This window comes from Nostoc sp. (genome assembly GCF_036917975.1).
Taxonomy (GTDB): Bacteria; Cyanobacteriota; Cyanobacteriia; order Cyanobacteriales; family Nostocaceae; genus Nostoc.
On sequence record NZ_JBALEJ010000014.1, the window covers coordinates 251,920 to 278,265 of the forward strand.

Below are 26,346 nucleotides of genomic sequence, written 5' to 3' on the forward strand. Positions count from 1 at the left end.
TCGATGTCAATGTAAGTAATTTTGATGAATGAAACCTCTACAGGCTGGCTCAGTATGCTGGTACGGCTCATACAGAGTCTCATTCGTTTTTCACCTTGTGGAAATATGCCTTTATAAGGAGTGATAAATGCTAGCCAGATTTTCGCGTGTTTTCAACGATAGTTCCAGAAACGTTAGACGTAAAGTTATCAACATCTATGCGTTCTTGATTAGCGTGAATATTTTGGTCTGGGTAGTTGCCCTCATTGCATTTCATAGCTACCCCCTTCTGCTTGGCACTGCCGTATTAGCTTATAGCTTTGGTCTACGTCATGCTGTAGATGCCGATCACATTGCGGCGATTGACAATGTTACCCGTAAATTGATGCAGGAGAACAAACGACCTGTTTCTGTTGGGTTTTTCTTCTCTCTAGGTCATTCCACTGTTGTCATTGCGGCCTCTGTGGCGATCGCTTTAACTACTGCAACTATCCATAACAACTTTCCCAGTTTTGAAAAGGTTGGGGGGCTAATTAGCAGTAGCGTTTCTGCACTTTTCCTACTAGCAATTGCAGCAATCAATATGGTGGTGCTTTGGGATGTTTATAAGACCTTCCAAACCGTCAAGCGAGGAGGAATCTATGATGAGCAATCCTTAGATGAATTTTTGAACCAACGCGGGCTACTCGGTCGCATCTTTCGTCCTTTGTTTCGGTTGATAGATAGTAGCTGGCAAATGTTTCCTTTAGGTTTCCTTTTCGGCTTAGGCTTCGACACGGCCACAGAGGTAGCACTGCTGGGGATTTCTGCGAATCAAGCCGCTAAAGGTTTGCCTATCTGGTCAATTCTAATATTTCCAGCTTTATTCACCGCAGGTATGTCCCTGGTTGACACCACTGACGGCATTTTAATGCTTGGTGCTTATGGCTGGGCTTACGTCAAACCAATCCGCAAGCTTTACTACAATATGACCATCACCCTTGTTTCTGTTTTAGTTGCTGTGGTCATTGGCGGAATTGAGGCTCTGAACATTATTGGCGATCAGTTACAACTGAAAAGTCCGTTTTGGGATTTCATTAGTCAACTAGGTGATAATTTTGGCACAATTGGTTACTTAATCATTGCCATCTTTGTATTTAGTTGGTTACTTTCGAGCATCATCTATAAAGTCAATAAGTATGATGATTTGGAAGTCACCGAACAAAGCAAAAGTAAAAAGTAAAAAGGCACTCTTAACAATTCAAAATTCAAAATGACGCTCTCTACGAGACGCTGCGCGAACGCGGACTCGCTAACGCTGCGCTAACAAAATTCAAAATTAAAGACAGCCACGCCACTTGCGGGTGGGGTTTCAACAACCCTTGGGAAACAATGATTCTTTCTCGTGCGAACGCTACCGCGAACGCGCCACTTGCGGGCGTTCGCGTAGCGGGACGTTCGCGGTAGCGTCTCGTAGAGAAGTACGGTTTTAAACCTCACTTCTTTTCATAAATATTACTTAAATAGTTGGGCGATAGCCACCAAAAACAGCAAAGCTAAAATTTTTATACCAGCAATCTACATTTTGAAATCCAGCCGCTTCTAGCCAGGTAAGTTGAATATCAAGGGTTGCCATGCGATCGTATTCCATGCGTTTTTGTGCAGCTTTGAGATCCTGTTCTGAGATATTCTTCGCGCGGACAGAATCTAACCAGTGTTGACGGTAAAGTTGTTCTAAATCAGGAGTTTTGCCGAGAACTTGATCGGCGTTGATAAATATCCCTCCAGGATTGAGAACATCATAAATTCGTTGATAAAGAAGCTTTTTATCAACATCTGACAGATGATGAATCGATAAGGCAGAAATTACAACATGGTATGAATCACCTAAATTAGTGTCAACGTAATCACCAATTAATATTTTGGGAGATTTACCCATTTGGCTAAATCTAAACTTAGCTTTTTCTAACATCTCAGGGGCTAAGTCTAGTAAGGTAAACTCTGCATTCGGAAAGACGGACTGAACCATTCCTGAGTAAAGTCCAGTACCAGCACCCAAATCTAGAACCTTCATCGGTGCGGTGTCGTCACCTGAGATAATTTCAACGGCTGTTTTGTAGAAGTCATCAAAACAGGGAATTAAAGTACGACGTAAGTTATCGTAATCTACTGCGGCGGAATTAAATGCTTCTTGAATATTCATTGTCTAATTTTTAATAGGGGTAAAACTTTTTGTTTTAATAACTCAATTAAAGCTGGTTCCATATATTTATAGTCATCTGGGATATCTAAACATATAACTCTTTTATCTTTAAGGAAGGGCTGAAAATTTTTCGAGAGTTTATTTCTATGGGATTTTTCCATCACAAAGATAATATCAGCCCATTGAATAGCCTCTGTTGATAATGGGACTTCAGCAGAATGGTCTAAGCCTGCTGATTCAGTTTCAAGTCCTTCATATTCAGAAAACACAGCCTCGGCGGTAGGACTTCGCAATTTATTCTGGCTACAGATAAATAAAAGCTTTTTCATTAACAAACTCCGTGGGTTTAAGTCCCCCGGTTCAATAACCGGCAAGTTTTGGGTCGGGGTCTAAATCCCCGGACGCGACGCTCGAGTACTCGCTTGCCGCCGGCGCTATCGCAGACTCGCTACCGCAACGCTTTCACAAAACTGACTTGCGACTTGCGACTTGCGACTTGTTTTAATTAAGTAGCCTCTTGCCGATCTAACTCTAAAAAAAGTTCTTTATCTTTGACGAAGATGGAAAATCCAAATATTTTACCATTTTCAAAATAACAAAGCTTTACCCCTTTCCCCACTAACTTAGATAAAATCACTATGGTACTACTTAACCCTCCCAACCTGAATGAAAAGCGATATCTTCTCTGCGAGACGCTACGCGAACGATGGGCTACGCCTACGCTCCTCTTCCCCACTCTCTCTTCAACGTCCTGAACTACTTGCACCAGCAGGTAACTGGGACTGTGCTAAAGCTGCTGTGGAAAATGGAGCAGATGCGATTTACTTCGGTTTGGATCGGTTTAACGCCAGAATGCGGGCACAAAATTTTACTGAGGCGGACTTACCCCAATTAATGACATTCTTGCACCGCCGGGGTGTAAAGGGTTATGTTACTGTCAACACGCTAATATTTCCCAAAGAACTAGCAGAAGCACAGCAATATCTCCGCACAATTATTGCCGCAGGTGTGGATGCAGTGATTGTTCAAGATATTGGGATATGCCGCCTCATCCGTCACCTCTCCCCTGATTTTCCTATCCATGCTTCCACCCAAATGACCATCACTAGTGCAGCTGGGGTGGAATTTGCCAAATCCCTTGGCTGTCAATTAGTCGTGCTGGCGCGTGAATGTTCTCTTCAGGAAATCAATAAAATACAGCAGCAGATTGCCCTACAGGAAACTTCGCTGCCCTTGGAAGTCTTTGTTCACGGTGCTTTGTGCGTGGCCTATTCCGGTCAGTGTTTGACTAGTGAGGCTTTAGGTGGACGTTCTGCTAATCGAGGTGAATGTGCCCAAGCTTGCCGGATGCCCTACGATTTAATTGCTGATGGGGAAATTGTCAATTTAAAAGAACGCAAATATTTACTCAGTCCTCAAGACTTAGCAGGGTTAGATGTTTTGCCCGATTTGGTGAAATCAGGAGTAACTTGTCTCAAAATTGAAGGTCGCCTGAAAGCTCCAGAATATGTTGCTAATGTCACCCGTGTTTATCGGCAAGCCTTGGATGGAGTGATGACAGAATTGGAAAGACCTAACCCCCTAACCCCCTTCCCTACAAGGAAAGAGGGAATAAAAACTCCCCTCTCCGAAACGGAGAGGGGCTGGGGGAGAGGTCAATCAGAAGAACACTACAACCTAGAAATGGCATTTTCTCGCGGACTCTACACGGGTTGGTTTGGCGGGATTAATAATCAGGAATTAGTTCATGCCCGCTTTGGTAAAAAACGTGGGGTTTATTTAGGTGAAGTTACCCGCATTCACAACGAACAGGTAACAGTTAAATTGGAAGCGCCTCTAAAACCGGGGGATGGAATTGTGTTTGACTGCGGTCATCCAGAGGCGAAAGAAGAAGGCGGCCGAGTTTATGCTGTGGTATCCAAAGGTAAAGAAACCATACTGACCTTTGGGCGAAATGACTTGAACCTGCGCCGTGTGCATATAGGCGATCGCATTTGGAAAACCAGCGATCCAGAACTTGATAAGCAAGTGCGTCAGAGTTTTGCAGGCGAGAACCCACAATTTCAGCGTCCCATTGACTTGGAGATATATGGCGAAGTTGGTCAGGCGTTGATTGCGATCGCCCGCGATCAATACGGTAATATTGTCCAAATTGAGTCTGCAATTTCACTAGTGGAGGCACATACCAAACCCCTAGATACAGACCGTTTACAAGAACAATTCGGTCGTTTGGGTAACACCCCTTTCTGTTTAGGAACCCTAACCAACCACCTTATCGGTGCGATTATGCTACCCGTCAGTGAATTGAACCGGATGCGGCGAGAAATAGTTACACAGTTGGAAGAATTGCGGAGTCAACCCAAACGCTGGCAACTACGTTCTGATGTCTCTTTCCAAGACTTACTCCCCTCCTCATCTCCCACATCCCCCACATCCCCCTCACTCATCGTCTTAGTAAGAAACCTCAAGCAACTCCAAGCCGCCCTCAAAGCTGGTGTTGAAACACTCTACTGCGAATTTGAAGACCCCCGCGCCTACCGAGAAGCAGTACAAATAGTGCGCCAACAACAACAAGATTCTTCACTTTTAACTCCTAACTCAGCACTCATAACTCCTAACTCTCCACTCCCCACTCCCCACTCCAAACTCCCCACAATCTGGGTTGCACCACCCCGAATTACCAAACCAGGAGAAAACTGGATTTTGCAGCAAGTACGTGCCTGTGAAGCAGATGGCTATTTGATACGGAACTATGACCAACTGCAATTTTTTGCCGCAGACCGTTGTATTGGAGATTTCTCACTCAACGTTGCTAATCCCTTAACAGCAGATTACTTTCAGCAACGCTTTGGTTTAGAACGACTGACGGCATCTTATGACCTGAATATTAGCCAACTGCAAGACCTGCTTACCAGTTGTCCTCCCCAGTGGTTTGAGGTGACAATCCATCAGCATATACCGATGTTTCACATGGAGCATTGTGTTTTTTGTGCCTTTCTATCAACGGGTACAGATTATACCAACTGTGGACGACCTTGTGATAAGCATGAAGTTAAATTAAAAGACCGTGTGGGCACTGAACACGTTCTCAAAGCAGATGTAGGTTGCCGGAATACTGTATTTAACGGCACTGCTCAAACGGGAGCCGAGTACGTACAACGTCTGATAGAACTGGGATTGCGTCACTTCCGCATTGAGTTTGTAAATGAGACACCAGAGCAAGTGAGTAAAACAATACATCGCTACCGTCAACTACTGCAAGGTGAAATTACAGGTTCCCAACTCTGGCGCGAGTTTAAGTTGCAAAATCAATTAGGCGTAACTCGTGGCCCTATGGGAGTGTCTGCATTGCGGTCATAATTGATTTTCTGAACGCCCAGCTTGAAAAATCTGTTCGGCGGTCAAGTTTAATTCTGGAAATGTAGGGGATATGATGCTGTCATTTCCTCGAAACAGATTAACTTGATACTCACCATCCACCAAACAGTAAACGGAAATAGTCGGTTGTTTGGGACTACCTATGTACCTTCTACCGCCCAAAGCTAAATAGTCAACAATCCAATATTCAGGAACACCAAAAGTTTCGTAGTAATTGAGGAATTCTTCAAAAGCGATCGTTTTTGGTAAGGCTTGAAACATCACACTTACTCCTGACTCTGGTTTAAAGTTTAGCAAATTACTTAGTATCACATCACTGACGAGAATCGCTATAATAACCAGATAGACGTGATTGTAGTCAATGAATATCATGGAAATCAAAAATATCAAAGAAGAAGCACGACGGCTAATTGACAAATTGCCAGAAAATTTGACATGGGATGATTTAATGTATGAAATCTATGTAATACAAGCAATAGAAGCGGGATTAATTGATAGTGAAGCGGGAAGAGTTGTTTCTGTTGAAGAAGTACGTGCAAAATTTGGATTGCAACCGTGAAAGTTTTTTGGACAGAAACAGCCGTTAATCATTTATCCTCTATTTATACCTATATATCTCAAAATTCTCCTCATTATGCTCAAAGACTGGTTGAGCGATTACAGCACTTACGGCAGCTATGAGGTACATCCCCAAATCTGAAAGCTTTGATAGGAGAGGGCAAGGAGAAAAACTGTATTGCATAATAGCCGGAAGCGCTGTAACTCAACGCTCTGAGCAAATTGCCCAATTTCCATTATCGGGTCGCATTGTCTCAGAATTTGAAACTAAGCAGATTAGAGAAGTTATTGAAGGCTCTTATCGCATTATTTATTATATTAAGTCTGACCAAATTGATGTTCTTGCTGTTCTTCATAGTTCTCAACAAATCGAATCTATCATTGATAAAACTTGATTCTTTGGTAAGCGTTCAGGGGGTGTAAAGAAGACGAAAAACACGCCCCAAAATCAAGGAATGAAATTAAGCCGCTTTTAAAAAGTCAGAATTATCAGAACAAATAGTAACTTGTGGAAGCAAAGAAGGCGCAATTTTACTAGCACGAGCAGCAACAACAGCCTGAATCATACGCGATAAATCGCCGTCTCTACAAGTGTTTTGGGCTTATCTAAACTGTATTGCGTTATAAACTCAATGTTGGAATCGGCTAAATGTTAATGTTTCCTTAAAGCTCTAATAGTTAGTGCTTAAACCTATATCAGTATTTTTGTGAGGCTTACAATCATTTTGTAAAAATCAATGCAACTACAGTTATTTAAGTGGGCGATTCTTCCCGTTGCGTTTGTGGCTGCAAGCCTCCTAAGCGTACACGCGGTAGTAGCGGAAAAGGGTGAAAGCGTTGGAAGGTTAGAGAAGGGCGAAAAGTTTGAACAGGGTGAAAGGGGCAGAAGGATCAAACATATCTTCGTCATAGATATGGAGAACCACAACTTCACGCAACCCAGCAGCGATACAAGTGCGCCCCCTCAGATATTCGGCAATCCCGCAGCCCCGTATCAGAATAGCCTCGTTACTCCCGGAAATCGGAATGCCGCTCAGGTTTCCTACGCTGGTGCTTACCATAACGTTCTGGCTACACCGTCAGGCAATAATCCGAGCATCCACCCGTCCGAGCCAAACTATATTTGGCAGGAAGCCGGCAATAACTTTGGCGTATTGAACGACAATGATCCTTACAAAAATCCTGGTGGCACTAACCAGAATACGACACTCCATCTCAGTGCTTTACTTGAGAAAGCTGGTATCTCTTGGAAATCCTACCAGGAAGACATTGACCTGGCAAAAAATGCTAATGGTCTGCTTACCAACACGGTTTTACCTAGAAACCAGTGGACTGTCCCTTTAACCAGCTTCAGTGGTACATCACCTGATTACACTAACCCCTACAACGGTAGCCATCAATATAACTTTGCGTGTAAACACGATGGTCATCTGTTTTTCACTGACACCAACGGTGGTAATGACCCAACACCAGCAAATCCTCTAGCATCTAAATATGCACCATTGCAACAATTAAAGGAAGACCTGGCTCATAATAAGGTTGCTACTTACACCCTGATTACACCAGACCAATTCAACGATTCACACACGGCGTTGACTAATGGCTTTGACTATCATGGGGTGCATTACACAGGCGATCAGTCCGAAGTTGCACAGGGTGACAACTTTCTTGCCACGATCATTCCAGAGATTATGCGCTCCGATGCTTACAAGGATGATGGTGCGATCGTAATCTGGTGGGATGAGAGTGAAGGCACTAACGCCAACGACTTCAGCCACACCATAGAGGAAATTGTGATCTCACCTCTGGCCAAAGGCAACGCCTATGAAAGCTTCGTAAATTACACCCACTCGTCCGACCTGAAGAGTTGGGAGGAACTATTCGGTGTATACGCACCAGGCGGCGGATTTTTGGGTGATGCAAACTCACCAAACACCAACGACCTCTCGGATCTCTTTAAGAGGGGCGCACTCACCTCGAAGGGGCGGAGGGAATGGACAAATAAACACGATTAATTCGCGCCTTAAAGGAGTATTTCAAGGCAACGACAATTTAACCCAAAAAGCATCCGTGTTGACATCAAAATAAAACTCTTGAATAATTTTTTTAGTTGTAACCAAGTATCTTTTTTGTAACCAAATATCTTCTACCGAGTTCTGTTATTTTTTTACGATTTTAAGATTGCCTATTTGATTTGCTCCCCACTAAGAGGCTCAGATCCCCGACCTTCCTCAAAAAGTCGGGGATCTTTTTGTTTGTAACTCCTGCTGGTTGCAAATAAAAACATAGGTTCGACGTTTCTGTGCTTTGATTCCTTAATTATCACCAACTATATAAAAGAATGATTTGTCGTGACTGAAGATAATCAAACTATGACGAGGAATCATTAGAAGACTATCATCTGGTTCATACTTTAAAGTGCGGTAGTAAAAATCTAGAGATTCTTGTAAAGAGTAAAAAACTAGAAGAGGGAGAAACCCATCACCATGTAAAGTTCCATTAAGTAGGTAGGCACAAATAAACTTAACTATGTAACAAAATGTAAAAAGCTTAAAACCCTTGTGATTACTTCACTTCGCTGCGCTCCGTTCGCAATGACATAGTTATAAACTTTCCCGCCCTACCTACTTATGCCATTGGTAAAGCTCGTATACTTCTCTGGTAAGCCTGAAAGGTAGATATTTAACTAGTACACCACGGCGTAAATAGACATACCATTCAAAATTTCTGAAAACCTTATGCTCTATTCATTTTGAATTTTGAATTTTGAATTTTGAATTCCGCCTTGCGGCACTAGCTGTTCAATCTGCTCACTTATCAATCCTCGATAAGGAAAAGATGCAACTTCTAGATAGTTCATTTGTAGCCAATTCAAAATTATCTCTAGAGCTTCCGTAAGTGCTAACATATTGAAAAAACATAACTGGCTCTTGCGTTACTTTTATGGTAGAAATTAAAATTGACTCAATTTTAATAATCACAATTTAGTATATCTTGTGTCTGAAATATAGATACTGCAATAGGTTACAAATTTTAAAATACTATTAAATAGCATATATTTTACAATATAAATTGTAATATCCTAAAGTTTTAGGCGATCGCTATGAAATTTCCTGTAGATCAAATTCTGAATCTCCCAGAGATGAAAGTGTTAGACTGTCAAGAAATTGAAGGCATGGGAATAGTTATAACAATAGAGAAATCTGTGAATTATTCTACTTGTCCCTCATGTAAACAAATTACTCACAGTATACATCAAAATCATTGGCGGATGATTCATGATTTATCTTGGAGTCAGAGAACAGTTCTATTAAAAATAAATCGTCGTCAATTCAAATGTCACAAGTGTAAAAAAGTCTTTAGTGAAAAGCTAAACTTTGTAGATCCAAGCAAAGGATATACTAAAAGATTAGCGGCTCAGATAATTCAACAAGTATTAAATAGCAATATTCATAGTGTCGCCGAAAGAAACGACTTAAGCGATGAAGAAGTAGAATCAATGTTAAAAGGACAAGTTTCCCTTATATTAAACATAAATTTAAGTCAACTAAAAAGGTTAGGCATAGATGAAATTGCCTTGGTTAAAGGCCAAGGTAATCCCAAAGCAGTGTTAGTAGATTTGGATACTCATAAACCCATTGAAATAGTGAAGTCCAGAAGAATGGAAGAAATCCGGGAAGTCCTTGTGAGTTGGGATATTCAGGTGCTGGAACAAATTCAAGAAGTGAGTATTGATCTCTGGTCGCCTTATAAAAGCTTAGTAGAAGAATTAATGCCTAACGCCAACGTAACTGCTGATAGATTTCATGTAATGAAACAAGTAAATGATGAGTTAGATGCTATGCGTAAAGCTGAAAAGAAGGCAGCAATGTCACTAGAAAATAAATCAGAAAAAGACAGAATATTAGAGGGATTAAGTAAAAGCAAATATAGCTTCATCAAAAATGAAGACTCTTTGAACGAAAAGCAAAAAGAAAAGTTAAAATCTGCTCAAGAAGTTTCACCAATTTTGGCTAAAATGCATCAACTCAAAGAAGATTTTCGGGATATATTTGAATTAACTAAATATTGGGGAGATAGTGTAATTAAATTATTAGATTGGATGCATGAAGCACTTTCATATTTACCGAAAAGCATTGGTACGATGGTTAGATGGTTTGGAGAAATAGTAGGTTAAATTGAATTGAAAAACTACGAGTGGTACTGTAGAAGGAATTAATAATAAGCTGAAGTTAATTAAAAGACTTGGATATGGCTTTCGTAACTTTAGCAATTTTCGACTCCGCAGTTTATTAAACTGGCACTTTAGTATTAATTCTCCATAAAAGTAACGCAAGAACCACATAACTTAAGTAAACCAGGTTTTGATTTCCAAAATGATTCACCTATTTCAGGGATTGGAACAACACCATACCAACCAATTTAACACTTATGAACAATCTATCGATCGCTAATAATAATTGGGATACTGCTCTTTATGAAGATAAACACACCTTTGTCTGGCAGTATGGTGAAGACTTACTCAAACTCCTTAACCCCAAACCAGGAGAATCCATTTTGGATCTGGGCTGTGGTACTGGACAACTCACAGATAAAATTGCCCAAGCTGGTGCTGATGTATGGGGAATTGATAGCGCACCTGCCATGATTGAAAAGGCAAGAGAAAACTATCCCCATATCCGCTTTGATGTTGCGGATGCGACAAATTTTCAAGTTGAACAGCCCTTTGATGCGGTGTTTTCTAACGCTGTATTACATTGGGTGAAAGAAGCAGATAGCGCGATCGCATCCATCCATCAAGCCCTAAAACCTGGAGGGCGTTTTGTCGCAGAATTTGGGGGTAAGGGAAATGTGCAAGGGATCATCACAGCCTTATACAGCGCTTTAGAATCCATTGGTATCCCCCAAGCACAAGTAGAGAATCCTTGGTATTACCCCAGTATTGGTGAGTACACCACTCTACTAGAACAACAAGGCTTTGATGCCATTTATGCTATCCTATTTCCTCGTCCCACTCCCTTAGCAGAGGGAGAAGCTGGCATCGCAAACTGGATTAAAATGTTCGCAGGCTCTTTCTTCGCCGGACTTTCACCTGAGCAACAAATAGAAATAATTCCCGTCATTGAGGAATATCTAAAGCCAACACTATATCAACAAGGAACTTGGACAGCAGATTATCGAAGAATTCGCATCGTTGCCGTTAAACTTTAATTTGTGCGAATTTTAACTTATACCTTCATCACAAATTATGAATTAGTATCAGTTATGTATATACCCAAATTGTGCGATCGCCTTTGGCTTTGGCGCAGCCATCGCCAGACATCATTTTCATTACTACTAACCATTAGCCTTACCACTTTACTAGTTCCGCCCTCACTAGCACAAACACCCCTAATACCGTCACCTTCTAGTGCGCCTCTAGAACTAGACTTATTGACCAAGCCAAAAGACTATGTAATCACAGCTAACACCATTCATCCAGAACGATTAACTGTTCCTAGTTTATGGTGGGCACAACAAAACTCTGAGAAAAAGCTATTGGATAATTGGATAGCATATCCAGCTTCAGAGAAAGAACCTGCACGAGTAGACTTGATCGTAAATCAGCAAATTTGGAGCTTACTAGAGTATGTAGAACGCTACGACTTCGTAAATCGCTTGGGTAGTGCTGCCCGAAACTTTGGTTACAACGTCCGAGTATTTAATTATCAAAAAGAACCCTTGGCAACCTACACTTGTAACTTTAGTACAAGTCCAGCTTTATGCAGTATCCAAACGACTATTAAGAACAAGATAGGGTTCCAGCGTTCTTTGTAGGGATTGGGGATTGGGGACTGGGGATTGGGGACTGGGAGCAGGGAGAAGAATTTTCCCCTCCGCCCCCTGCACCCTGCCCCTCTGCCTCTTTTCAATGCCCAATTCCCAATTAAACCTTAATTTTGGCGAATAAAGACTCGTATTGTTTTATTGCTGATGGTGCTAAGGGAAGTAAAAATTCACTTTTATCGAAAACATTGCGATCGCTCTCTAACAAACTCCCTAATGGTTCTTGAATATCGGAAGCGGTAATATTTGTAGAAATTGGCGAATTACTTTTAGTCAGCACCGAAATTTGTTTAGCTGTGCTTGGTTGCCAACAAAAATCAATCCATTGATCTGATAAAGTACCTTTAGTAATCCCTGCGGGACGTACCCATAAATCTGCCCACATTGCTGTTCCTGACTGGGGGATCACTGCGGCAAGTTGCGGATAACGTCCCAAAACTGGCAGCACATCGCTTGACCAACCAACCGCTAGCCAAGTGTCTTCCATAATTAGAGGTTCCAAGTAGTGATTGGAACTGTAGAACTTTACTTGTTGATTTAATGTCCGTAATTCCTTTTCCAAGTCTGGTACTTGGTCAAGATTGTCTGTATTATAAGATTTTCCGAGCTTCTTTAAGACCAAGCCAATAACTTCTCGTGGTTGATTGAGTAGGGAAATGCGCTGCTGCACTCCATCTCGCCACAAATCACTCCAATCTTTGGGCGTCCATCCCAACTTTTGCAACTTGTCACGGTTATAAATAATCACCGTGCTACCCCACCTATAAGGCGCACCCCACACCTTCCCTTGAGTATCCAAATTACCTTGGTCGTTGCGCCTTACTAATTTCTTCCACCTTTCATCTAAAGTAGACCACTGTTTTAATTGGTTTCCCTGTACTTCTTGGAGTGGTTGAATCAATTTCTGCTCAATAGCTGCTTTTAACCAGTAATCTCCTAATGTTACTAGGTCTGCCTCATCTGTTTTTTGACCTTGCCTAAAGGGTATAAAGCGACTCCATCCCTGCTCATCACTGGTCTTGGGTTTTTGCTGCCAACTTTGTAATTGCTGAAATAAATCCTGTATCCGCTCAACTGGAGCAAACTTTAACTGCACCTGTTGCTGCAAACCTTTGTGGAACTGATTCACCACCTGACCAGGTATAGAACCTTTTAATAACTGTACTTTTAGTTGCGTCTGGTTGTTTCCACCACAGCCAAAAAGCAGTTGTGAAAGTGCCAATGTGCTTGTACCTAGCAAAAAAGACCGTCGATCCATTGATTTTGGATTTGAGATTTTTGATTATACCTAATATTAAGCAGAGATTCACCAGTCGCTGACTACCTGAAAAAGTGGAGTTTGAGAATTATCGGTATTTTTTGGTTATAATACCGATAATTTTGCATATTTAACTTGAATTAGCGAGTTTTTTGGCAAAAAGCTGCCTAAAAACTAAAGTTTCACCATAAATTTCCTTAGTGGTACTTATGGTGAAACTTTACTTATATTTAGATTTACATCAAAAATTATCAATACTTAAATAATCCATAAGTATCGTTAAGATTGGGAGTAAATTGAATAACATAGAGAAAATGTACGGATAAAGGTATTAAATGGAGCTATTAGAGCAGCAAATCCTGACTTTAAGCCAAAAGCTGGATGCCCTATGCCAAGTAATTGAGCAGCTTGATGGTAAAGTCACTCAAGCTTTTTCAGAGTGTTCTTTAGCGAATACACAAGCAAAGGATAATTATCAGGGAAATGGGGTAGCTGGGGGCTATCAGTTCAAAGGACGTAATAATTTAAATCCAGAAATGGAACACAAGGATGTATTGACAGATGGTATTTATCTAGACATGCATCGTCAAAGTGGAGATAACATCACACCAGAAATTCAAATACAACGACTGACAGCACAATTAACAGCAGCATACAATCGCATTGCGGCTTTAGAAGAACAATTACTTAGAGAGAGAATTCATTAAATTTAACCTGAGTTCAACGAATTAAAAAATGGATTGAGGTAGGGAAGACAAGCCTTTAGGTTAAATATCGAATGATGGTTTTATAAGCATATACTTAGATACAAGTAATTAATACAGCCATCAAATAGATAAAAAACTTAAACACACTCGAAAAATCTTCTTTTTTTCCCTTGGGCTTATCCTGGCAGCTAGAATAACTGCTCCCCCTACTTATTGAGCCGATACAAATTAGGTACGTAGTGGCGTGGCAAGGCTAAAATGTTGCAAAAAAATTGTAGGTTGGGTGGAGGCTTTGCCAAAGCCAACATCCTGATATGTGTTGGGTTGCGCTCCGTTCCACCCAACCTACGTCTCATGCACAATTTTTTTGCTTGCCACGCCACTACATATACTTAGATTTTTTCAGGAATCAAATCGAATTTCTATAGCTATCAAATAGATAAAAAACTTAAAAACACTATTGCATATATCTACGTAATAGTGTGATATATCTACCTGTAATCTTTTAGTGAGTCCTCACTATGAAACCAAAAAAGAATAATCCTAAGATTGGTGTTTTTAGGGTATTGTATGGTTCAAAAACCAAGATTTCCTTATTAATTTGCGTTTTTATCATTAGTGTTTTTGCCATCTTGTTATCAAATTGGTTGATGACAAGCCAAACAGCTTTTGCAAAAATTGATCTTTTGCAACCTGCTCCTACTCAACCGCTAGGCTATTACGACTATTTTGGCAAACTGCTGAGTCCTCAAGAAGCATCACAACTAGTTGCAAATAAACGACTCGACCCTAATGACCCTATTTCTTATCAACGGGTAGGGGCAGTTAAAATTACTCAGGAATTAATTGCAAAAGGCGAAGATATATTCTTCAACCGGAAGATTGGTGACACATTTGGTTTGCAAGAGGTATTTGGTTTTGCACTGGGCTTCACTAAGATATCGAATGAATTAGGTGTAGCGATCGCTAGTTTACAAGGTCAGCCAACGACAAACCTAAAAATTATTCTCCAGAAAGATTTAACCGTAGGTAGTCGAACTTTTCCCAAAGGGACTGTTATTCCTACAGGTTTAAAAATTCTCAAGGGACAGAGTGTTGCACTAGGATTGACACCTAGCTTTAATATTACTTGTGCGCTTTGTCATGTAACTCTTTCTAATGATAGTAAAGTCATTCCAGGAGTACCTAATGGAGAACTAGCAAGCCCTTTGTTGATTGCCTTGGCACCAAATACAGCCGCAGGGTTTGCACGGTTAAACTTCAACCCCTTAGACCCACAATACAAAGGCAATGGTAAGACTATTATTGACAGTAAAGGCAATAAGGTAGAACTACCCGATCCTGATAAGTTAGAAAAAGCCTTTGACGATGCAGTGTTAGATGTACCTTTCGGCCATTTCGAGAGTTCACCGGATGGTATCAGAGACAGTACTCAAATTCCCAGTCTCTTCACGTTTAAAAATCATCCTTATGCAGCTTCAGGAGAAGGAGCCAGTGGCCCATTTGCTGGACTAAGCGCTCTTAATAATGGTGTTCACTCTTCAGAAATAAATCTGTTGGCAGCCGCTCAACTCAGTGCAGATACTCTCGGTATTGACCCAGAGGTTTATATTGGTACATTTCTGCAAAATGCTGCCGTTCCCAGCCTACGTTTACCAGAAGGAGTAATAGTAAAACCCTCAGAATGGCTGCGGAAAATCGCACCGAATCCTACACAAGCAGAATTAGAAGACCAAATTCCTGCCCCTGGTACAGGAACTTATCCAAAACTGCGTCCCACTTTGTTTAGTTTAAACGGTTTGGTTTTCAGCCCAAATACTCAAAAGCCCGGTGATATTGCCAGTGGCTCTTTTTTATTTGCTAGCAACGCCATGTCTGCTTTTCAAAATAGCTTAGTGCCACCTGCCAACCAGACTCCAGAAAACTGGCAAGCTTTGACCAGCAATTCTGTTAAACGTGGCGCAAAAGTATTTGAAAAAGCTAATTGTGCAACTTGCCATATTCCACCATTTTTCACCGACAACAAAATTCATCCAATTGATGAAATTCGTACTAACCCAGCCCGTGCCCAGTCCCGCTTGGGGCTGAATAAATTGTTAGTAGCACCCAAGTTATACACTTTTAATACTCCTGTTCCCATACCTGCTAATGCTGAAGTGTTGGATGTACCGACGCAGGGTATCTCTGATACTCCCACAACTCTACCCAAAGGAATATTACCCAAAGGTGGTTATAAAACTACTACGTTACGTGGTCTTTATGCAAGCGCACCGTATTTGCACGATGGTGGTGCAGCAGTACGGGCAGGAAGCCTAAAATTTGACTCAAATGGTTGTTTTACGGTTGTTAACAAGAGTGGCTTAGGGCTATCTGGCACTCTAAGCCTTGGTATACCTGCCGATCCTGCTAGCAGCTTGCGTGCATTAGTCGATCGCGATCTTCGTGCCTTAGTTATAAAAGCCAACAAAGCTAACCCTAGTTTAGTGCGTAGTAATCTTGATGGCACAGGTCATGACTTCTATGTAGATAGACAAGCTGGATTTAATTCCAACCAGCAAGCAGACCTGATTAATTTCTTGCTGGCACTTGATGACAATCCTGGAAGTTTTTAATCAAGTTACGAGTGATATCATATTTTAATACCAAGTCGTCTGGTGATACATCATGAAGGCGACTTGGTATTAGTTTAAGTAAGTGTAAGATAGCAGTCGCATTTTAACGCAATCTAGATCATGCACTACGAACCTTATAGGTAGATTCCTCTATGAGGCTTTTTCTGGAAAGCTACTGCTTGCTTTCGCTTTGTCCACCAGCCAAAACCAAGAGCAAGCAATGAGCCACTTACTGTGTAGGGTTCAGGAACAGAACGGGGTACAACACTAAAGCTGCCATAATCTACATTGCTTGAAAACTCTGAATAACCTTCATTCAAACTACTGTAGAATACGTTAACGTTGCCATTTCCATCTTCCCCGCTTCCAGAAACCAGGTAAGAAAAACCGTTCTCCGTTAACAGAGGGGTATTCGCATTTAACAAATTATCATTGATTCCGTATGTACCTGGTGAGAGCAGCCCGATGATTTTATCAGTAATTCCTTGGACTGTCCTTGTGCCAGTTATTCCTGTAATTGTGTAATTGTTTTTTATAGGATCTAGATCGGTGGTGGTAAGGATGCCGCTAGCGGAAATCGCTGTACCATTTGCTTCATAACTGGGAAAAGAGTACTGAAAATCAAATAGTTGTACAGCTTGAGCCGCAGATGCACCGACACCAGTGATACTTATAACAGCACTGGCGGTAACAATACTAAGGTTTTTGACTAATTTCATCAGATAATTCTCCTGAAAAACTAGAAGGTAAACAAAGTTGCATATAGTAATCCTATTTGATTTGCTCTCCAGCGAGAGGCTCAGATCCCCGACTTATTGAAGAAATCGGGGGTCTTTTTGCTTATAACTTATTGAATTGCTAAAGATGCTCTTACGTACAGACACGCAGAAGAACCCTCTCTTTAGCTCTTTAGTATTAAATGGTATAACTATCTTTCTCCGACTCAGAGAGGAACAGACTTTAACTTTAGTTCAAGGCAGTACTTAGTCGTTCAAATTGGGCTTCAATGGCTGCCAAAAGTTGATGTTGCTGCCAATCTTGGCTAAGATGGGCAGCTATGCAGGCGGCTCCAGCACCTATACCTTCTTTCACAAAGCCCTGCTCATAAGCTCTCAGTTGGGGATAACGAGAATCAGCAAAGCTGAGATGAGTTGCTAATAAGGGAGGGGTTCTTCCACTCTCAGTTAAGCTGGTTTTTCCTAAGTTGAGGGCTAAGTCAACTGTAGCGCCAGTAGGGTCTTCTGCTACCCAGCGAGTTGTGCCTACAACTATTTCTTCTGGTTGCCATGATAAAGCGTAAACTTGAGCGATCGCACTCATCAGTGCATAAACCGCTAACATTTGCGTCCCTCCAGCCAGCATTACACCACAACTACGACTAGCTGCGATCGCCATCCCAGCTACCACTACTTGCATGGGATCGCCCACGGCGGCTACGAGTTCTAGAGGATCTACAGAATTTTGGATTTGAGATTTTGGATTTTGGATTTGAGATTGGAAATTTATCTTCTCTAGTCCAGTTTGCACTAGTGCCCACTTTTGTGCGTGGTTACAAACAGGGTGGCTACTGTTAACTTTTCCGGCAGCATCTATACCCAAACCAGTTAAGATTGCTAGGGCAGTTGTAGTGCCTCCGACGACGCACTCACCAATAATCAGATATCCCTGTTGGATATTAGTAGCAAGGCGTTCTCCCCAAAGTAGCCCTTGTTCAAATAAGTGGTGTACAGTTGTGATTTCCATAGCAGCACCTCCACTTAAACACTTAGCAGGAGCGCCACCCAAATCAATTACTGGCACGGCAGGAGGCTGGGGTAAACCCGCATTAAATAAATGAACTGGTATTTTTAGTGACTCAAATACAGCGCGAGAAATCAGCACAGGTGAAGCCCCAGCCGCTAATGGTGGTAGGGGGTATTGGGCTTTATGTTCTGGCCCATAATACAAAAACTCGGCATCAGCACAAGCAGTATATTTCCGATCCTCTGGAGTGCGACCGGCTGCTGAAATTCCTGGAATTAAACCAGTTTCAGTAAATCCTAAAACACAGGCAAATACTGGTAGACAACCACGATATCGTCGTAGCCATTCTTCACCTTGTTCTTTTTGGGTATAAATACGAATTTGGGAATTGGGCATTGGGAATTGGGCATTGGGTATGGGCATTGATGATTAGTTAGGACTCATCATTAGACATCTCCAGAAATTAAATATGCGTTATCCAAAATCCTTGTAGAGACGTAGCACTGCTACGTCTCTACATTCATTTTCACCAGATGTCTATTTAACCAAAGACAAATGACAAATGACAAATGACTATCCCTCATAATCCATTAGGACTTGTACCCAGTGGGGTGGGCGGGGAATGGGGTTGCCCAAGCGGTCAAAAAGCAACCATGCTGCCAGGTGTACTACAAAAAGGTAGATAAAGTTATTGAGTAGAATTAAAGCGATCGCTCCTACTTGAATCAAAAACACACTGGGACTCGCCAACAAACTCAGCTTCAAAAATACCCACTCAATGAACTCTGTCACTTGGGTAATCACATAAATCCACAGGTCTTCACCTGACAAAACAGACAGCAACCATAGCCGAAAAAAAACTCCCAAAGTACCCAATAGCGTACCCAAGGTGATAGAAACAATCCAGGGAACACGACGACGATACCATATCGCTCCTAAAAGCACGCCCATGAACCCGTAGGGCATGACAAACAGCAAACTACGGGCTGGCCCCATTAGTACTGTCAGCAGTAATCCACAGGTGAGTGCTGCCATCCATGCCGCACGTTTCCCCCAACGTAGATAGACTAAAGCGATCGGCACCGGAAAAAATATCCGCAAAACTGGCCCCAAGGGGAAGTAAAAATTAATAAACCAAATTAAACTAGCGGTACTGGCTAAAAATGCTGTTTCTACCATCCTTAAGGGTGCATCAGCCTTGAGTTGAGGAGGCATTAACTGCTGTTCTTTGTCTAACCAATGATTCTGAGGAGTTGGAGATTCAGGGGATGGATCTTCCTCTGGCTCATTTGGGAGAGAATCTAAAATACTCATATCTGACAAGTTCTTAAACTGGGGATTTGGGGACTAGTACCGCAAGGCGGAATTAAAAATTAAAAATTAAAAATTAAAAATGAATACAACGTAAGTATTTTATTTATGCTGTACTGGACTTGAGACTAGTGGTCTATCGCATTAATTATGATAGGTGAATCAAATTTCAATTTCTCTTCTTTCCTTCTTCCTTTGCGCTCTTTGCGTCCTTCTCCCAAGGGGAGACGCTGCGCGAATGCGGTTCGTTCTTTTATCCCTCAAATTTAATGCGATACACCACTAACCTCTCAAAACTTTTGGGACAGACTACTAGTGACTTGGAAAAATTGGATGGGGATTTATGCCCCAACCAAATCTTAAAAGAATTTCTTTTGCAGTACCCAGTACCCATTTCTCGACAACTTTTCTTAGCTGTTCCCATAGCGTCTCGTAGAGCAGTTGGGGAAGGAAAGGGCATAACCTACTAAACGATCATTCTTTCTAAGGCTGACAAATCGGGAATACAAATAGTATCTTGATCCCGTTTAATCAAGCCTTTTTTTTCTAGCCTTGTCAAGACTCGCGTCACCGTCTCCCGCGCCAGTCCACTCAAACTACTCAATTCCCGATGAGGTAAATTGGGGATTTCGGTTCCTGTTTGCCCTTTTTTTCCCTGTCCTTCTGCCAAAAATAACAACGTATCTGCTACTCTTGACTGGCTATCAGATTCCCGCAACCGCAATCGGCGATTTACTTGCCGCAAACGTCGGGCCATTAATTGCGCCAATCGAACTCCTGCCAAGGGTTCTATCTGAAGCAACTTGACAAAATCCTGAGCAGGCATACTGCCTATTACCGTTGGCGCTAAGGTAATCACATCTGTAGAGCGAGGCACTTCATCTAGCGCCGCCATCTCACCAAATAATTCTCCTTTGCCAAGAATATTCAGCGTTACCTCTTTCCCCTCCAGATTGTAGGTGCGAATTTTTACCCATCCGTCCATAATAAAATACACAGAACCGCCCCAGTCATTTTCCAGCAGAATTACCTGATTGGCTGGGTGAGTGCGGGTGACAAGATGGATGAGGGCTGATTCCACAGCCGTTTCTGGCAACCCTTGAAAAAAGGGAGCGGAGGTGATCATCCAGGGATTAGCCTGTGCTTGCAAGCTATATCGGTCTTCCATTACAACATCTTTATTCAAGCTGCTATGTACACACAACAAACAAGAGCGCCATTTTTAGCCTCAGCTATCATTGCATAGTTCCCTTTCAAAGAGAAAACTAAACTATGCTACACAAGAAAGCGACAAGAACGTTTTTCTAAATAATCTTTACCTATAAGTTTAAACGGAGTAAAAGTTTTGCAAAAAGTAGTTTATAGCCGGCGGTTGTATTGCTTAGGGGCTAGCTGCACTGCAAACTTGATTAGTTCAGAATATAGGCAAACAACATTAATGATACTAAAGGGAGTAAATTATTGCTCAGGTATTTTAGCGATTTTCAAAAATAGGCAACTCAATGACCTCTAAAACGAAGCTTCTCGAACCAAGACTGACTGAAGATTGCCACGGCTGCCAGTAATCCATAACATAATGACAGTCACAAGTCCAAGTAGCGGTTTTTGCCACTCAAAACTTCTCTGATGGGAGACGCTGCGCGAATAGTGATTGTAAAGTACTTGTTATATATATTAGTTGAGACAATTTTCTACGTAAGGTAATAAAAGTGACTTCTAGTACAGATGAAATTCAAAAGCTGATCGCAGACATTGACAATTTACTTGCCAGTGGTGGCAAGCGCCTCTCTAGATTTTTTTCTGGTCAGGCACAAGAGCCTAAAGAAGTTTTAGAACGAATTCGCGACTTTTTGGTGAGGTTACAAAAAAAGGAAGCATTAGAGAACGGCATCCCAAATCAGTCTTCTGAAGAATCGCGTCCGCCTTTGTTAACAAAATTTATTGATCGCGATCGCAACCAGTATCCACTACCGCAGCTCTCACCCAGTCAGGAACAGAGTACTGTTGACGCCGGACAATTAAAAAATGAATTTTCGAGATTGATTCAGCCGTTGCGATCGGAATTAGAATTGCTCTTGCAAGAGCGAGCCAACCTGATACAGGAAATTCGCCAGCTAGAACAAAAGCGTTTGCAAAACTACTCCCTAGCGCAGCAGTTGACTAACCAGGAGCAAATTATTACCGAGTTTTTACAGGTACTCATGAGTCACCTTGTGCCAACTTTAACACCACTGGTCGGAAAGACGGGGGAAAATTCCGCCAGTTCTTCAGGAGAAATTAATCACGCAACCTCTGCAACTCAACCTTTTTTAGAATCACCAGACAGTGTGGAGCGGTTAACCCAGCTAGCTAGGGATTTGGATCAGCGCCTATTATCACTAGATGGGACGGTGAATGTAGTATTTGAGGCACTACAGCGCAACATTAATACTTATTACGAATCTCTGTCGCAAGCACTGGCAAGAATGCATAGCCAGGGAATGCAGGGTGAACAGTTGATGGCCAGCTTTCTCAATAATTTGACCCAGCATTTGCAGCAAGAATCCCCTAGTTCCCAGCAATCTTTCTTGGGGATAGAATCTGAGACACTACCATCATTGCCTGAACCAGCCGCGATCGCTGCTGAAGTTGCACCCCACGCCTTGGAAGTGATACAACCAGAAACTTCATCTCCACTCATTATTAATTCTGAGCAACAGAAGACTACCCTCACGGAAGATTTAGATGCAGCCCTGTTGCAACTTGGTTTAGACTCCTCTGAATCTTCTGAAACCCCGACCGAATTACCCCAAGATATTTCTGCGTTAATTGGTGATGAAGTAGACCAACTTTACGCCAGTTTGTTTGGTGCTGGTGATATTAATAATCCCAGCCTTGATGTTGCCACAAATGACTTATCTGCTTCCACAGACTCCCCATCTGTAACTCCAACTGGGGATTCTGCCATTGTATTACCAGATACAGGTTTTTCAACCCAAGAAACTTTAGGAGAAACTACAGATTCATCAGAGCCACAGGAAGAACTATTTTTTGAAGAGAATACCGATCTAGACTCACCTCTGAGCTTCTCTACCCCACAAACAGACAGTTTACCGACGCAAATCGAAACTCAGCCAGATCGTGTTGATACAATTAATACCCTAACTGACCTATTGCCTGATACAAGTAGTGAGCAGCGATCGCTGGAAGTATTATCCTTGGTGGAGGATGTCACAACTACAGCACCAGTTACTCCAGAAGTCGCAGAAATCACGTTGGCAGATCCTGACGGGGAAGAAAACTACGCGCAATCTCCCGTTCGTGCAGCGTCTCCCACAGGAGAAGAGAAGCCTACTGTACCCCTACAGGAAAGCGAAGCGACTGGCAAAGAAGATATCGCTACATCGGAAGTATTAATTAACAACGATCGGCCAGAACCGATTTCAGATAACTACATTGCGGCTTCACCCCAAGAAAACTTGCTTTCTATTGAGTCAAACCAGGCTCCAACTGTACCTGATATTTCCCTAGATGAAGAACAGTTGCAGCAATTAGATCGGGATTTGGCTAATTTTGATCAGCAGCTATCTGAGTCACAACCAGTCACCAATTTGGATGTTTTCTCGGAAATACTTGATACAACTCAAGACACAATCCCCACAACTTACTCTGAAAATCTCCAAATAGCAGAAAACACCTCAACTGCTGCTTTCTCCAGTTTGGCAGTTCCCCAGATAGAAGCTGACAAAAAAAAGGAAGTCGTAACTCCTATTCAAGAAAGTTCTTCAGCAACAATTTCCAACTCCATAAATAATCCAGAGGTTGCGCCTAATGTTATAGAACCAGTGTGGTATTTAGGAATTGATTTAGGTACAACAGGAATTTCTGCCACATTATTAAATCGCTCAACTTTTGTTGTACATCCTATCTACTGGTCAGCAGAAAACCCACCGGGAACAAGTTCGTTCCAGCAATCGTTTCGTTTGCCAACAGAGGTTTATCTGCCTACAGCTTCTATACCCCACGGTGAAAATGAAAGTACCGAAACACATGAGCAGACTGCACCTGCGGCTGTTGCTCAAGATAAAGTTCCCGATCGCTCCCCCGCCACTCCTGCAACACCGAGATCAACAGCAGATTCGACGATCAATAATCTCTACTCGGCGCAGTTGAAGCCCTATTTGCAAGTAGCTATTCCCTACAAGAGTGAAAGACAGAAATGGGAACCTGTTTTGCAATTAAATGAATTTTCGGCAGGCCCTTTGATTTGGATTGTGCGATCGCTCTCTAAGCTACTGTTAACCCTCAAATCCGAAAAAACAAGTACCACTCCTAGTTTAATGGCTGCTGCGGTTGGGATCAGCGAACAAAATTTTCCCCAGATTATCAATAATATTGCGGGTGTCATTTGCACCTGTCCATCTAACTGGTCGGAACAATACCGCTTTAATGTGCGGGAAGCCTTACTCACCAGTAAACTCATCCAACATCCACAGCAAGTCTTTTTTGTTGAAGAAGCGATCGCTAGTCTACTCCCAGAACTCGATGCCGCTAACGGTGAGCAAGTAAAATTAACCGATGGTCAAAGCGATCGTCCGGCAAAAACCAGCGAACAGCCGATTATTGGCAACACCCTGGTGATTAACATTGGGACAACTGCCACAGAAATGCTGCTGGTGAATGTACCAGAAAGCTCGGTGCAATTGACATACAATGATTTCATGCTCCACAGTTTTGCTTATGCTGGTAAAGGAATTGAACAAGATATTATTTGCCAGCTACTATTGCCACCGAAATCTCGACAATCACGCTCAGAAACACCAAGCGATCGCAAAACTACTACTAGTAATCCTTGGCAATGGCAACCGTCAATTCCCGGTTTAGATCAAATGCGTTGGCAGACTTTAGGGTTAGAAGAATTAGAACTACCCAGAGTCGGAGAACCAGATATCACCGCTCGAATTCGCCTCCAGCAACGTCTAGAAAGTTCTCTACTGGGACAGGCGGTATTAGATGCAGCACTAGCACTAAAGCTGATTTTGCAACACCAAGACTCTTTTACCCTAGAATTAGCCGATCAGCAGTGGATTTTGCAGCGACGAGACTTAGAAAGCCAGGTATTTATCCCCTTTGTGCGCCGCCTAAATCGAGAACTCAACAAGTTATTGGTAGCTCGTGGCATTCCCACAGAAGCCATTAATCAAGCTATCCTAACTGGAGGAGTGGCTTGTGTCGCAACTGTGAATCGCTGGTTACGCCAAAAACTCCCCAGCGCTAAGATTATTCAAGATTCATATCTCGGTGACAACGGCGCTCCTAATTGCAGTCGGGTTGCTTATGGTTTGGCGATGTTGCCTCTGCATCCCCAAATTTTAGATATACCCAGGCAACAATACACTGATTATTTCTTATTTACAGAATTGCTGCGGCTGCTACCAGATCGCCCCTTATCTTTCGGTGAAGTTATCCAGTTATTTGAGGGTCGTGGGATCAATACTCGCATCTGTCAGCAACGACTGCTGGCTTTTTTGGAAGGTGAATTGCCTTCGGGTTTAATACCTTCAGTCACAGATTCAACTTGGCTCACCCAGAGTTCGCAAGAAAATCCTGACTATCAAGCGATCGCCACTGCATCACTTTTTGAAAAACAAGGGAGTCTCACTTATCGTCCCAATTCTCAACAACTATCGTCTTTGCGTCGCTATCTAGATGCAATCAAGGCTAGTAATCAGCAATCACTAGAGGAACCATATACGGTGAATTTCGCCTTAGAGGTTGATCATTGATACTAGTACATAACGCTAGAAATAAGGATACTACTCAAAATTCCAAATGCTCATCACTTAAGCATTTGGAATTTTGCAAAATACTACTTCTACTTCAGCACAGTAATTTTTGGGGCGTGTACTATAGTAATATTTTTTTATAGATAAAAATACTGTAGATTTACAATCTATCACTTTAATTGAAAGATTCTGTAAAATTTGAGTTTTCGGTTTTTCTATTATTTAAAATCTGTGTATACTAACACTCAGTAGTAGCGATAAAAGCAGTAAAAATCTCCTAAAAGCCATGTTCATGTCGAAACTACTGATGCAAAAATTCCTGTTATAAAATAAGTCAGCCCCTGTGAATAATCTCTATCTTTATTCAGTTAATTTTTTGCAACAGCCTTCACACCCGTCAACTTTGAGCGTGAGAAAACGATTAATTGACATTGTTGGAGCTATTGTGGGGCTGATAATTACATTTATAGTAGCAATCCCCGTAGCAATTGCTACCTTGATTTATGAGCCAAGTCCAATATTTTATTCCCAAATTCGCTGTGGTTTGAACGGAAAAACTTTCCGCATCTGGAAATTCCGCTCGATGATCGTCGATGCTGATAAACTCAAGCATTTGGTTGAAAACCAAGCCAAAGGTCACATCTTTAAATCCGTTGACGATCCTCGCATTACTCGTGTGGGTAAATTTTTGCGGCGTACTAGCTTGGACGAATTACCCCAATTTTGGAATGTTTTATTAGGGGATATGAGTTTAGTTGGTACTCGTCCACCGACTCTTGATGAAGTTAGCCATTACGATCCACACCACTGGGATAGATTGCGAGTCAAACCAGGCATTACCGGAGAATGGCAGGCTAATGGACGTTCCAGCATTACAGACTTTGAAACCATTGTCAAAATGGATATAGATTATCAACGCAAGTGGTCTGTAACTTATGACCTGAGTCTGATTATCAAAACTATCTGGGTAGTATTTAAAAAGACTGGTGCTTATTGAATTTGTCATTAGTCATTAGTGATTAGTTTT

20 protein-coding genes and 2 pseudogenes are annotated in these 26,346 nt (G+C 41.9%); 13 read left to right on the plus strand and 9 right to left on the minus strand.

Going from position 1 to position 26,346, the window contains the following annotated elements; genetic code table 11:
• Window positions 1–127: 127 nt before the first annotated feature.
• A complete protein-coding gene (locus V7K76_RS05860) occupies window positions 128–1,201 on the plus strand; it encodes a HoxN/HupN/NixA family nickel/cobalt transporter (protein WP_334774781.1) in 1,074 nt (357 codons plus the stop codon).
• Between the two features lie 276 nt (window positions 1,202–1,477).
• Here the strand turns inward: V7K76_RS05860 and V7K76_RS05865 are convergent, their stop codons facing one another.
• Both V7K76_RS05865 and V7K76_RS05870 read right to left on the minus strand, forming a co-directional pair.
• Window positions 1,478–2,161 (minus strand): class I SAM-dependent methyltransferase, encoded by a 684-nt coding sequence (locus tag V7K76_RS05865; protein ID WP_334774780.1) that lies wholly within the window; start codon window positions 2,159–2,161, stop codon window positions 1,478–1,480.
• Complete coding sequence (locus V7K76_RS05870) at window positions 2,158–2,490, minus strand: low molecular weight protein tyrosine phosphatase family protein (protein ID WP_334774779.1); 333 nt, start codon at window positions 2,488–2,490, stop codon at window positions 2,158–2,160. Before V7K76_RS05870 ends, V7K76_RS05865 begins: the two co-directional genes overlap by 4 nt.
• A gap of 337 nt (window positions 2,491–2,827) precedes the next feature.
• Between V7K76_RS05870 and V7K76_RS05875 the strand changes: the two genes are divergently transcribed.
• The gene (locus V7K76_RS05875; protein WP_334774778.1) at window positions 2,828–5,521 is read left to right on the plus strand and encodes a U32 family peptidase; all 2,694 of its coding nucleotides are present in this window, start codon (window positions 2,828–2,830) and stop codon (window positions 5,519–5,521) included.
• Here the strand turns inward: V7K76_RS05875 and V7K76_RS05880 are convergent.
• A pseudogene (locus V7K76_RS05880) lies at window positions 5,516–5,749 on the minus strand (Uma2 family endonuclease); the annotation flags it as partial. The gene V7K76_RS05875 and the pseudogene V7K76_RS05880 sit on opposite strands and share 6 nt — an antisense overlap.
• A gap of 151 nt (window positions 5,750–5,900) precedes the next feature.
• Between V7K76_RS05880 and V7K76_RS05885 the strand changes: the two are divergent.
• The 4 genes from V7K76_RS05885 (at window position 5,901) to V7K76_RS05900 (ending at window position 8,112) form a co-directional block, all read left to right on the plus strand.
• Window positions 5,901–6,098 (plus strand): hypothetical protein, encoded by a 198-nt coding sequence (locus V7K76_RS05885; protein ID WP_334774777.1) that lies wholly within the window; start codon window positions 5,901–5,903, stop codon window positions 6,096–6,098.
• A complete protein-coding gene (locus tag V7K76_RS05890; protein ID WP_334774776.1) occupies window positions 6,095–6,220 on the plus strand; it encodes a type II toxin-antitoxin system RelE/ParE family toxin in 126 nt (41 codons plus the stop codon). Before V7K76_RS05885 ends, V7K76_RS05890 begins: the two co-directional genes overlap by 4 nt.
• Window positions 6,217–6,492 carry a type II toxin-antitoxin system RelE/ParE family toxin gene (locus tag V7K76_RS05895; RefSeq protein ID WP_334774775.1) on the plus strand — a complete coding sequence of 92 codons (276 nt, stop codon included), beginning with the start codon at window positions 6,217–6,219 and terminating at the stop codon, window positions 6,490–6,492. Before V7K76_RS05890 ends, V7K76_RS05895 begins: the two co-directional genes overlap by 4 nt.
• A gap of 519 nt (window positions 6,493–7,011) precedes the next feature.
• Entirely contained in the window at window positions 7,012–8,112 is a 1,101-nt protein-coding gene (locus tag V7K76_RS05900) for an alkaline phosphatase family protein (RefSeq protein WP_334774774.1), read from the plus strand.
• Window positions 8,113–8,840: 728 nt separating this feature from the next.
• Here the strand turns inward: V7K76_RS05900 and V7K76_RS05905 are convergent.
• Window positions 8,841–9,005 (minus strand): hypothetical protein, encoded by a 165-nt coding sequence (locus V7K76_RS05905; RefSeq protein WP_334774773.1) that lies wholly within the window; start codon window positions 9,003–9,005, stop codon window positions 8,841–8,843.
• A 195-nt stretch (window positions 9,006–9,200) separates the two neighbouring features.
• On the opposite strand from V7K76_RS05905, the pseudogene V7K76_RS05910 reads away from it, so the two are divergent.
• The 3 genes and pseudogenes from V7K76_RS05910 (at window position 9,201) to V7K76_RS05920 (ending at window position 11,914) form a co-directional block, all read left to right on the plus strand.
• Window positions 9,201–10,422, plus strand: a pseudogene (locus tag V7K76_RS05910) (ISL3 family transposase).
• A 106-nt stretch (window positions 10,423–10,528) separates the two neighbouring features.
• Window positions 10,529–11,308, plus strand: a complete 780-nt coding sequence (locus tag V7K76_RS05915; protein WP_334774772.1) for a class I SAM-dependent methyltransferase — start codon at window positions 10,529–10,531, stop codon at window positions 11,306–11,308.
• A 54-nt stretch (window positions 11,309–11,362) separates the two neighbouring features.
• Entirely contained in the window at window positions 11,363–11,914 is a 552-nt protein-coding gene (locus V7K76_RS05920) for a hypothetical protein (protein WP_334774771.1), read from the plus strand.
• A 109-nt stretch (window positions 11,915–12,023) separates the two neighbouring features.
• On the opposite strand, the gene V7K76_RS05925 is transcribed toward V7K76_RS05920, so the two are convergent.
• Window positions 12,024–13,181 carry an extracellular solute-binding protein gene (locus V7K76_RS05925; RefSeq protein WP_334774770.1) on the minus strand — a complete coding sequence of 386 codons (1,158 nt, stop codon included), beginning with the start codon at window positions 13,179–13,181 and terminating at the stop codon, window positions 12,024–12,026.
• A 335-nt stretch (window positions 13,182–13,516) separates the two neighbouring features.
• Between V7K76_RS05925 and V7K76_RS05930 the strand changes: the two genes are divergently transcribed.
• Complete coding sequence (locus V7K76_RS05930; RefSeq protein ID WP_179063921.1) at window positions 13,517–13,888, plus strand: hypothetical protein; 372 nt, start codon at window positions 13,517–13,519, stop codon at window positions 13,886–13,888.
• Between the two features lie 521 nt (window positions 13,889–14,409).
• Window positions 14,410–16,500 carry a di-heme oxidoredictase family protein gene (locus V7K76_RS05935; protein WP_334774769.1) on the plus strand — a complete coding sequence of 697 codons (2,091 nt, stop codon included), beginning with the start codon at window positions 14,410–14,412 and terminating at the stop codon, window positions 16,498–16,500.
• 134 nt (window positions 16,501–16,634) lie between these two features.
• On the opposite strand, the gene V7K76_RS05940 is transcribed toward V7K76_RS05935, so the two are convergent.
• From V7K76_RS05940 to V7K76_RS05955, 4 genes are all read right to left on the minus strand, one after another.
• The gene (locus V7K76_RS05940; RefSeq protein ID WP_334774768.1) at window positions 16,635–17,219 is read right to left on the minus strand and encodes a PEP-CTERM sorting domain-containing protein; all 585 of its coding nucleotides are present in this window, start codon (window positions 17,217–17,219) and stop codon (window positions 16,635–16,637) included.
• Window positions 17,220–17,466: 247 nt separating this feature from the next.
• Window positions 17,467–18,639 (minus strand): nicotinate mononucleotide-dependent phosphoribosyltransferase CobT, encoded by a 1,173-nt coding sequence (cobT, locus tag V7K76_RS05945; protein WP_334774767.1) that lies wholly within the window; start codon window positions 18,637–18,639, stop codon window positions 17,467–17,469.
• A gap of 177 nt (window positions 18,640–18,816) precedes the next feature.
• Window positions 18,817–19,557: a DUF2232 domain-containing protein gene (locus V7K76_RS05950; RefSeq protein WP_179065485.1), complete on the minus strand. Its 741-nt coding sequence runs from the start codon at window positions 19,555–19,557 to the stop codon at window positions 18,817–18,819.
• 463 nt (window positions 19,558–20,020) lie between these two features.
• Window positions 20,021–20,722 (minus strand): Crp/Fnr family transcriptional regulator, encoded by a 702-nt coding sequence (locus V7K76_RS05955; RefSeq protein WP_179065484.1) that lies wholly within the window; start codon window positions 20,720–20,722, stop codon window positions 20,021–20,023.
• A 541-nt stretch (window positions 20,723–21,263) separates the two neighbouring features.
• On the opposite strand from V7K76_RS05955, the gene V7K76_RS05960 reads away from it, so the two are divergent.
• Complete coding sequence (locus tag V7K76_RS05960; protein ID WP_334774766.1) at window positions 21,264–25,319, plus strand: hypothetical protein; 4,056 nt, start codon at window positions 21,264–21,266, stop codon at window positions 25,317–25,319.
• A 343-nt stretch (window positions 25,320–25,662) separates the two neighbouring features.
• The gene (locus tag V7K76_RS05965) at window positions 25,663–26,316 is read left to right on the plus strand and encodes a sugar transferase (RefSeq protein WP_334774765.1); all 654 of its coding nucleotides are present in this window, start codon (window positions 25,663–25,665) and stop codon (window positions 26,314–26,316) included.
• Window positions 26,317–26,346: the final 30 nt, after the last annotated feature.

Excerpts from the sequence above, each read along its gene's own strand:
- V7K76_RS05885 (WP_334774777.1), top strand. The coding sequence starts at position 5,901 with ATGAATATCATGGAAATCAAAAATATCAAAGAAGAAGCACGACGGCTA.
- V7K76_RS05895 (WP_334774775.1), top strand. The coding sequence starts at position 6,217 with ATGAGGTACATCCCCAAATCTGAAAGCTTTGATAGGAGAGGGCAAGGA.
- cobT (WP_334774767.1), bottom strand. The coding sequence starts at position 18,639 with ATGCCCAATTCCCAAATTCGTATTTATACCCAAAAAGAACAAGGTGAA.
- V7K76_RS05935 (WP_334774769.1), top strand. The coding sequence starts at position 14,410 with ATGAAACCAAAAAAGAATAATCCTAAGATTGGTGTTTTTAGGGTATTG.
- V7K76_RS05900 (WP_334774774.1), top strand. The coding sequence starts at position 7,012 with ATGGAGAACCACAACTTCACGCAACCCAGCAGCGATACAAGTGCGCCC.
- V7K76_RS05955 (WP_179065484.1), bottom strand. The coding sequence starts at position 20,722 with ATGGAAGACCGATATAGCTTGCAAGCACAGGCTAATCCCTGGATGATC.
- V7K76_RS05870 (WP_334774779.1), bottom strand. The coding sequence starts at position 2,490 with ATGAAAAAGCTTTTATTTATCTGTAGCCAGAATAAATTGCGAAGTCCT.
- V7K76_RS05875 (WP_334774778.1), top strand. The coding sequence starts at position 2,828 with ATGAAAAGCGATATCTTCTCTGCGAGACGCTACGCGAACGATGGGCTA.
- V7K76_RS05940 (WP_334774768.1), bottom strand. The coding sequence starts at position 17,219 with ATGAAATTAGTCAAAAACCTTAGTATTGTTACCGCCAGTGCTGTTATA.
- V7K76_RS05920 (WP_334774771.1), top strand. The coding sequence starts at position 11,363 with ATGTATATACCCAAATTGTGCGATCGCCTTTGGCTTTGGCGCAGCCAT.
- V7K76_RS05905 (WP_334774773.1), bottom strand. The coding sequence starts at position 9,005 with ATGTTAGCACTTACGGAAGCTCTAGAGATAATTTTGAATTGGCTACAA.
- V7K76_RS05860 (WP_334774781.1), top strand. The coding sequence starts at position 128 with ATGCTAGCCAGATTTTCGCGTGTTTTCAACGATAGTTCCAGAAACGTT.
- V7K76_RS05915 (WP_334774772.1), top strand. The coding sequence starts at position 10,529 with ATGAACAATCTATCGATCGCTAATAATAATTGGGATACTGCTCTTTAT.
- V7K76_RS05930 (WP_179063921.1), top strand. The coding sequence starts at position 13,517 with ATGGAGCTATTAGAGCAGCAAATCCTGACTTTAAGCCAAAAGCTGGAT.
- V7K76_RS05925 (WP_334774770.1), bottom strand. The coding sequence starts at position 13,181 with ATGGATCGACGGTCTTTTTTGCTAGGTACAAGCACATTGGCACTTTCA.
- V7K76_RS05865 (WP_334774780.1), bottom strand. The coding sequence starts at position 2,161 with ATGAATATTCAAGAAGCATTTAATTCCGCCGCAGTAGATTACGATAAC.
- V7K76_RS05950 (WP_179065485.1), bottom strand. The coding sequence starts at position 19,557 with ATGAGTATTTTAGATTCTCTCCCAAATGAGCCAGAGGAAGATCCATCC.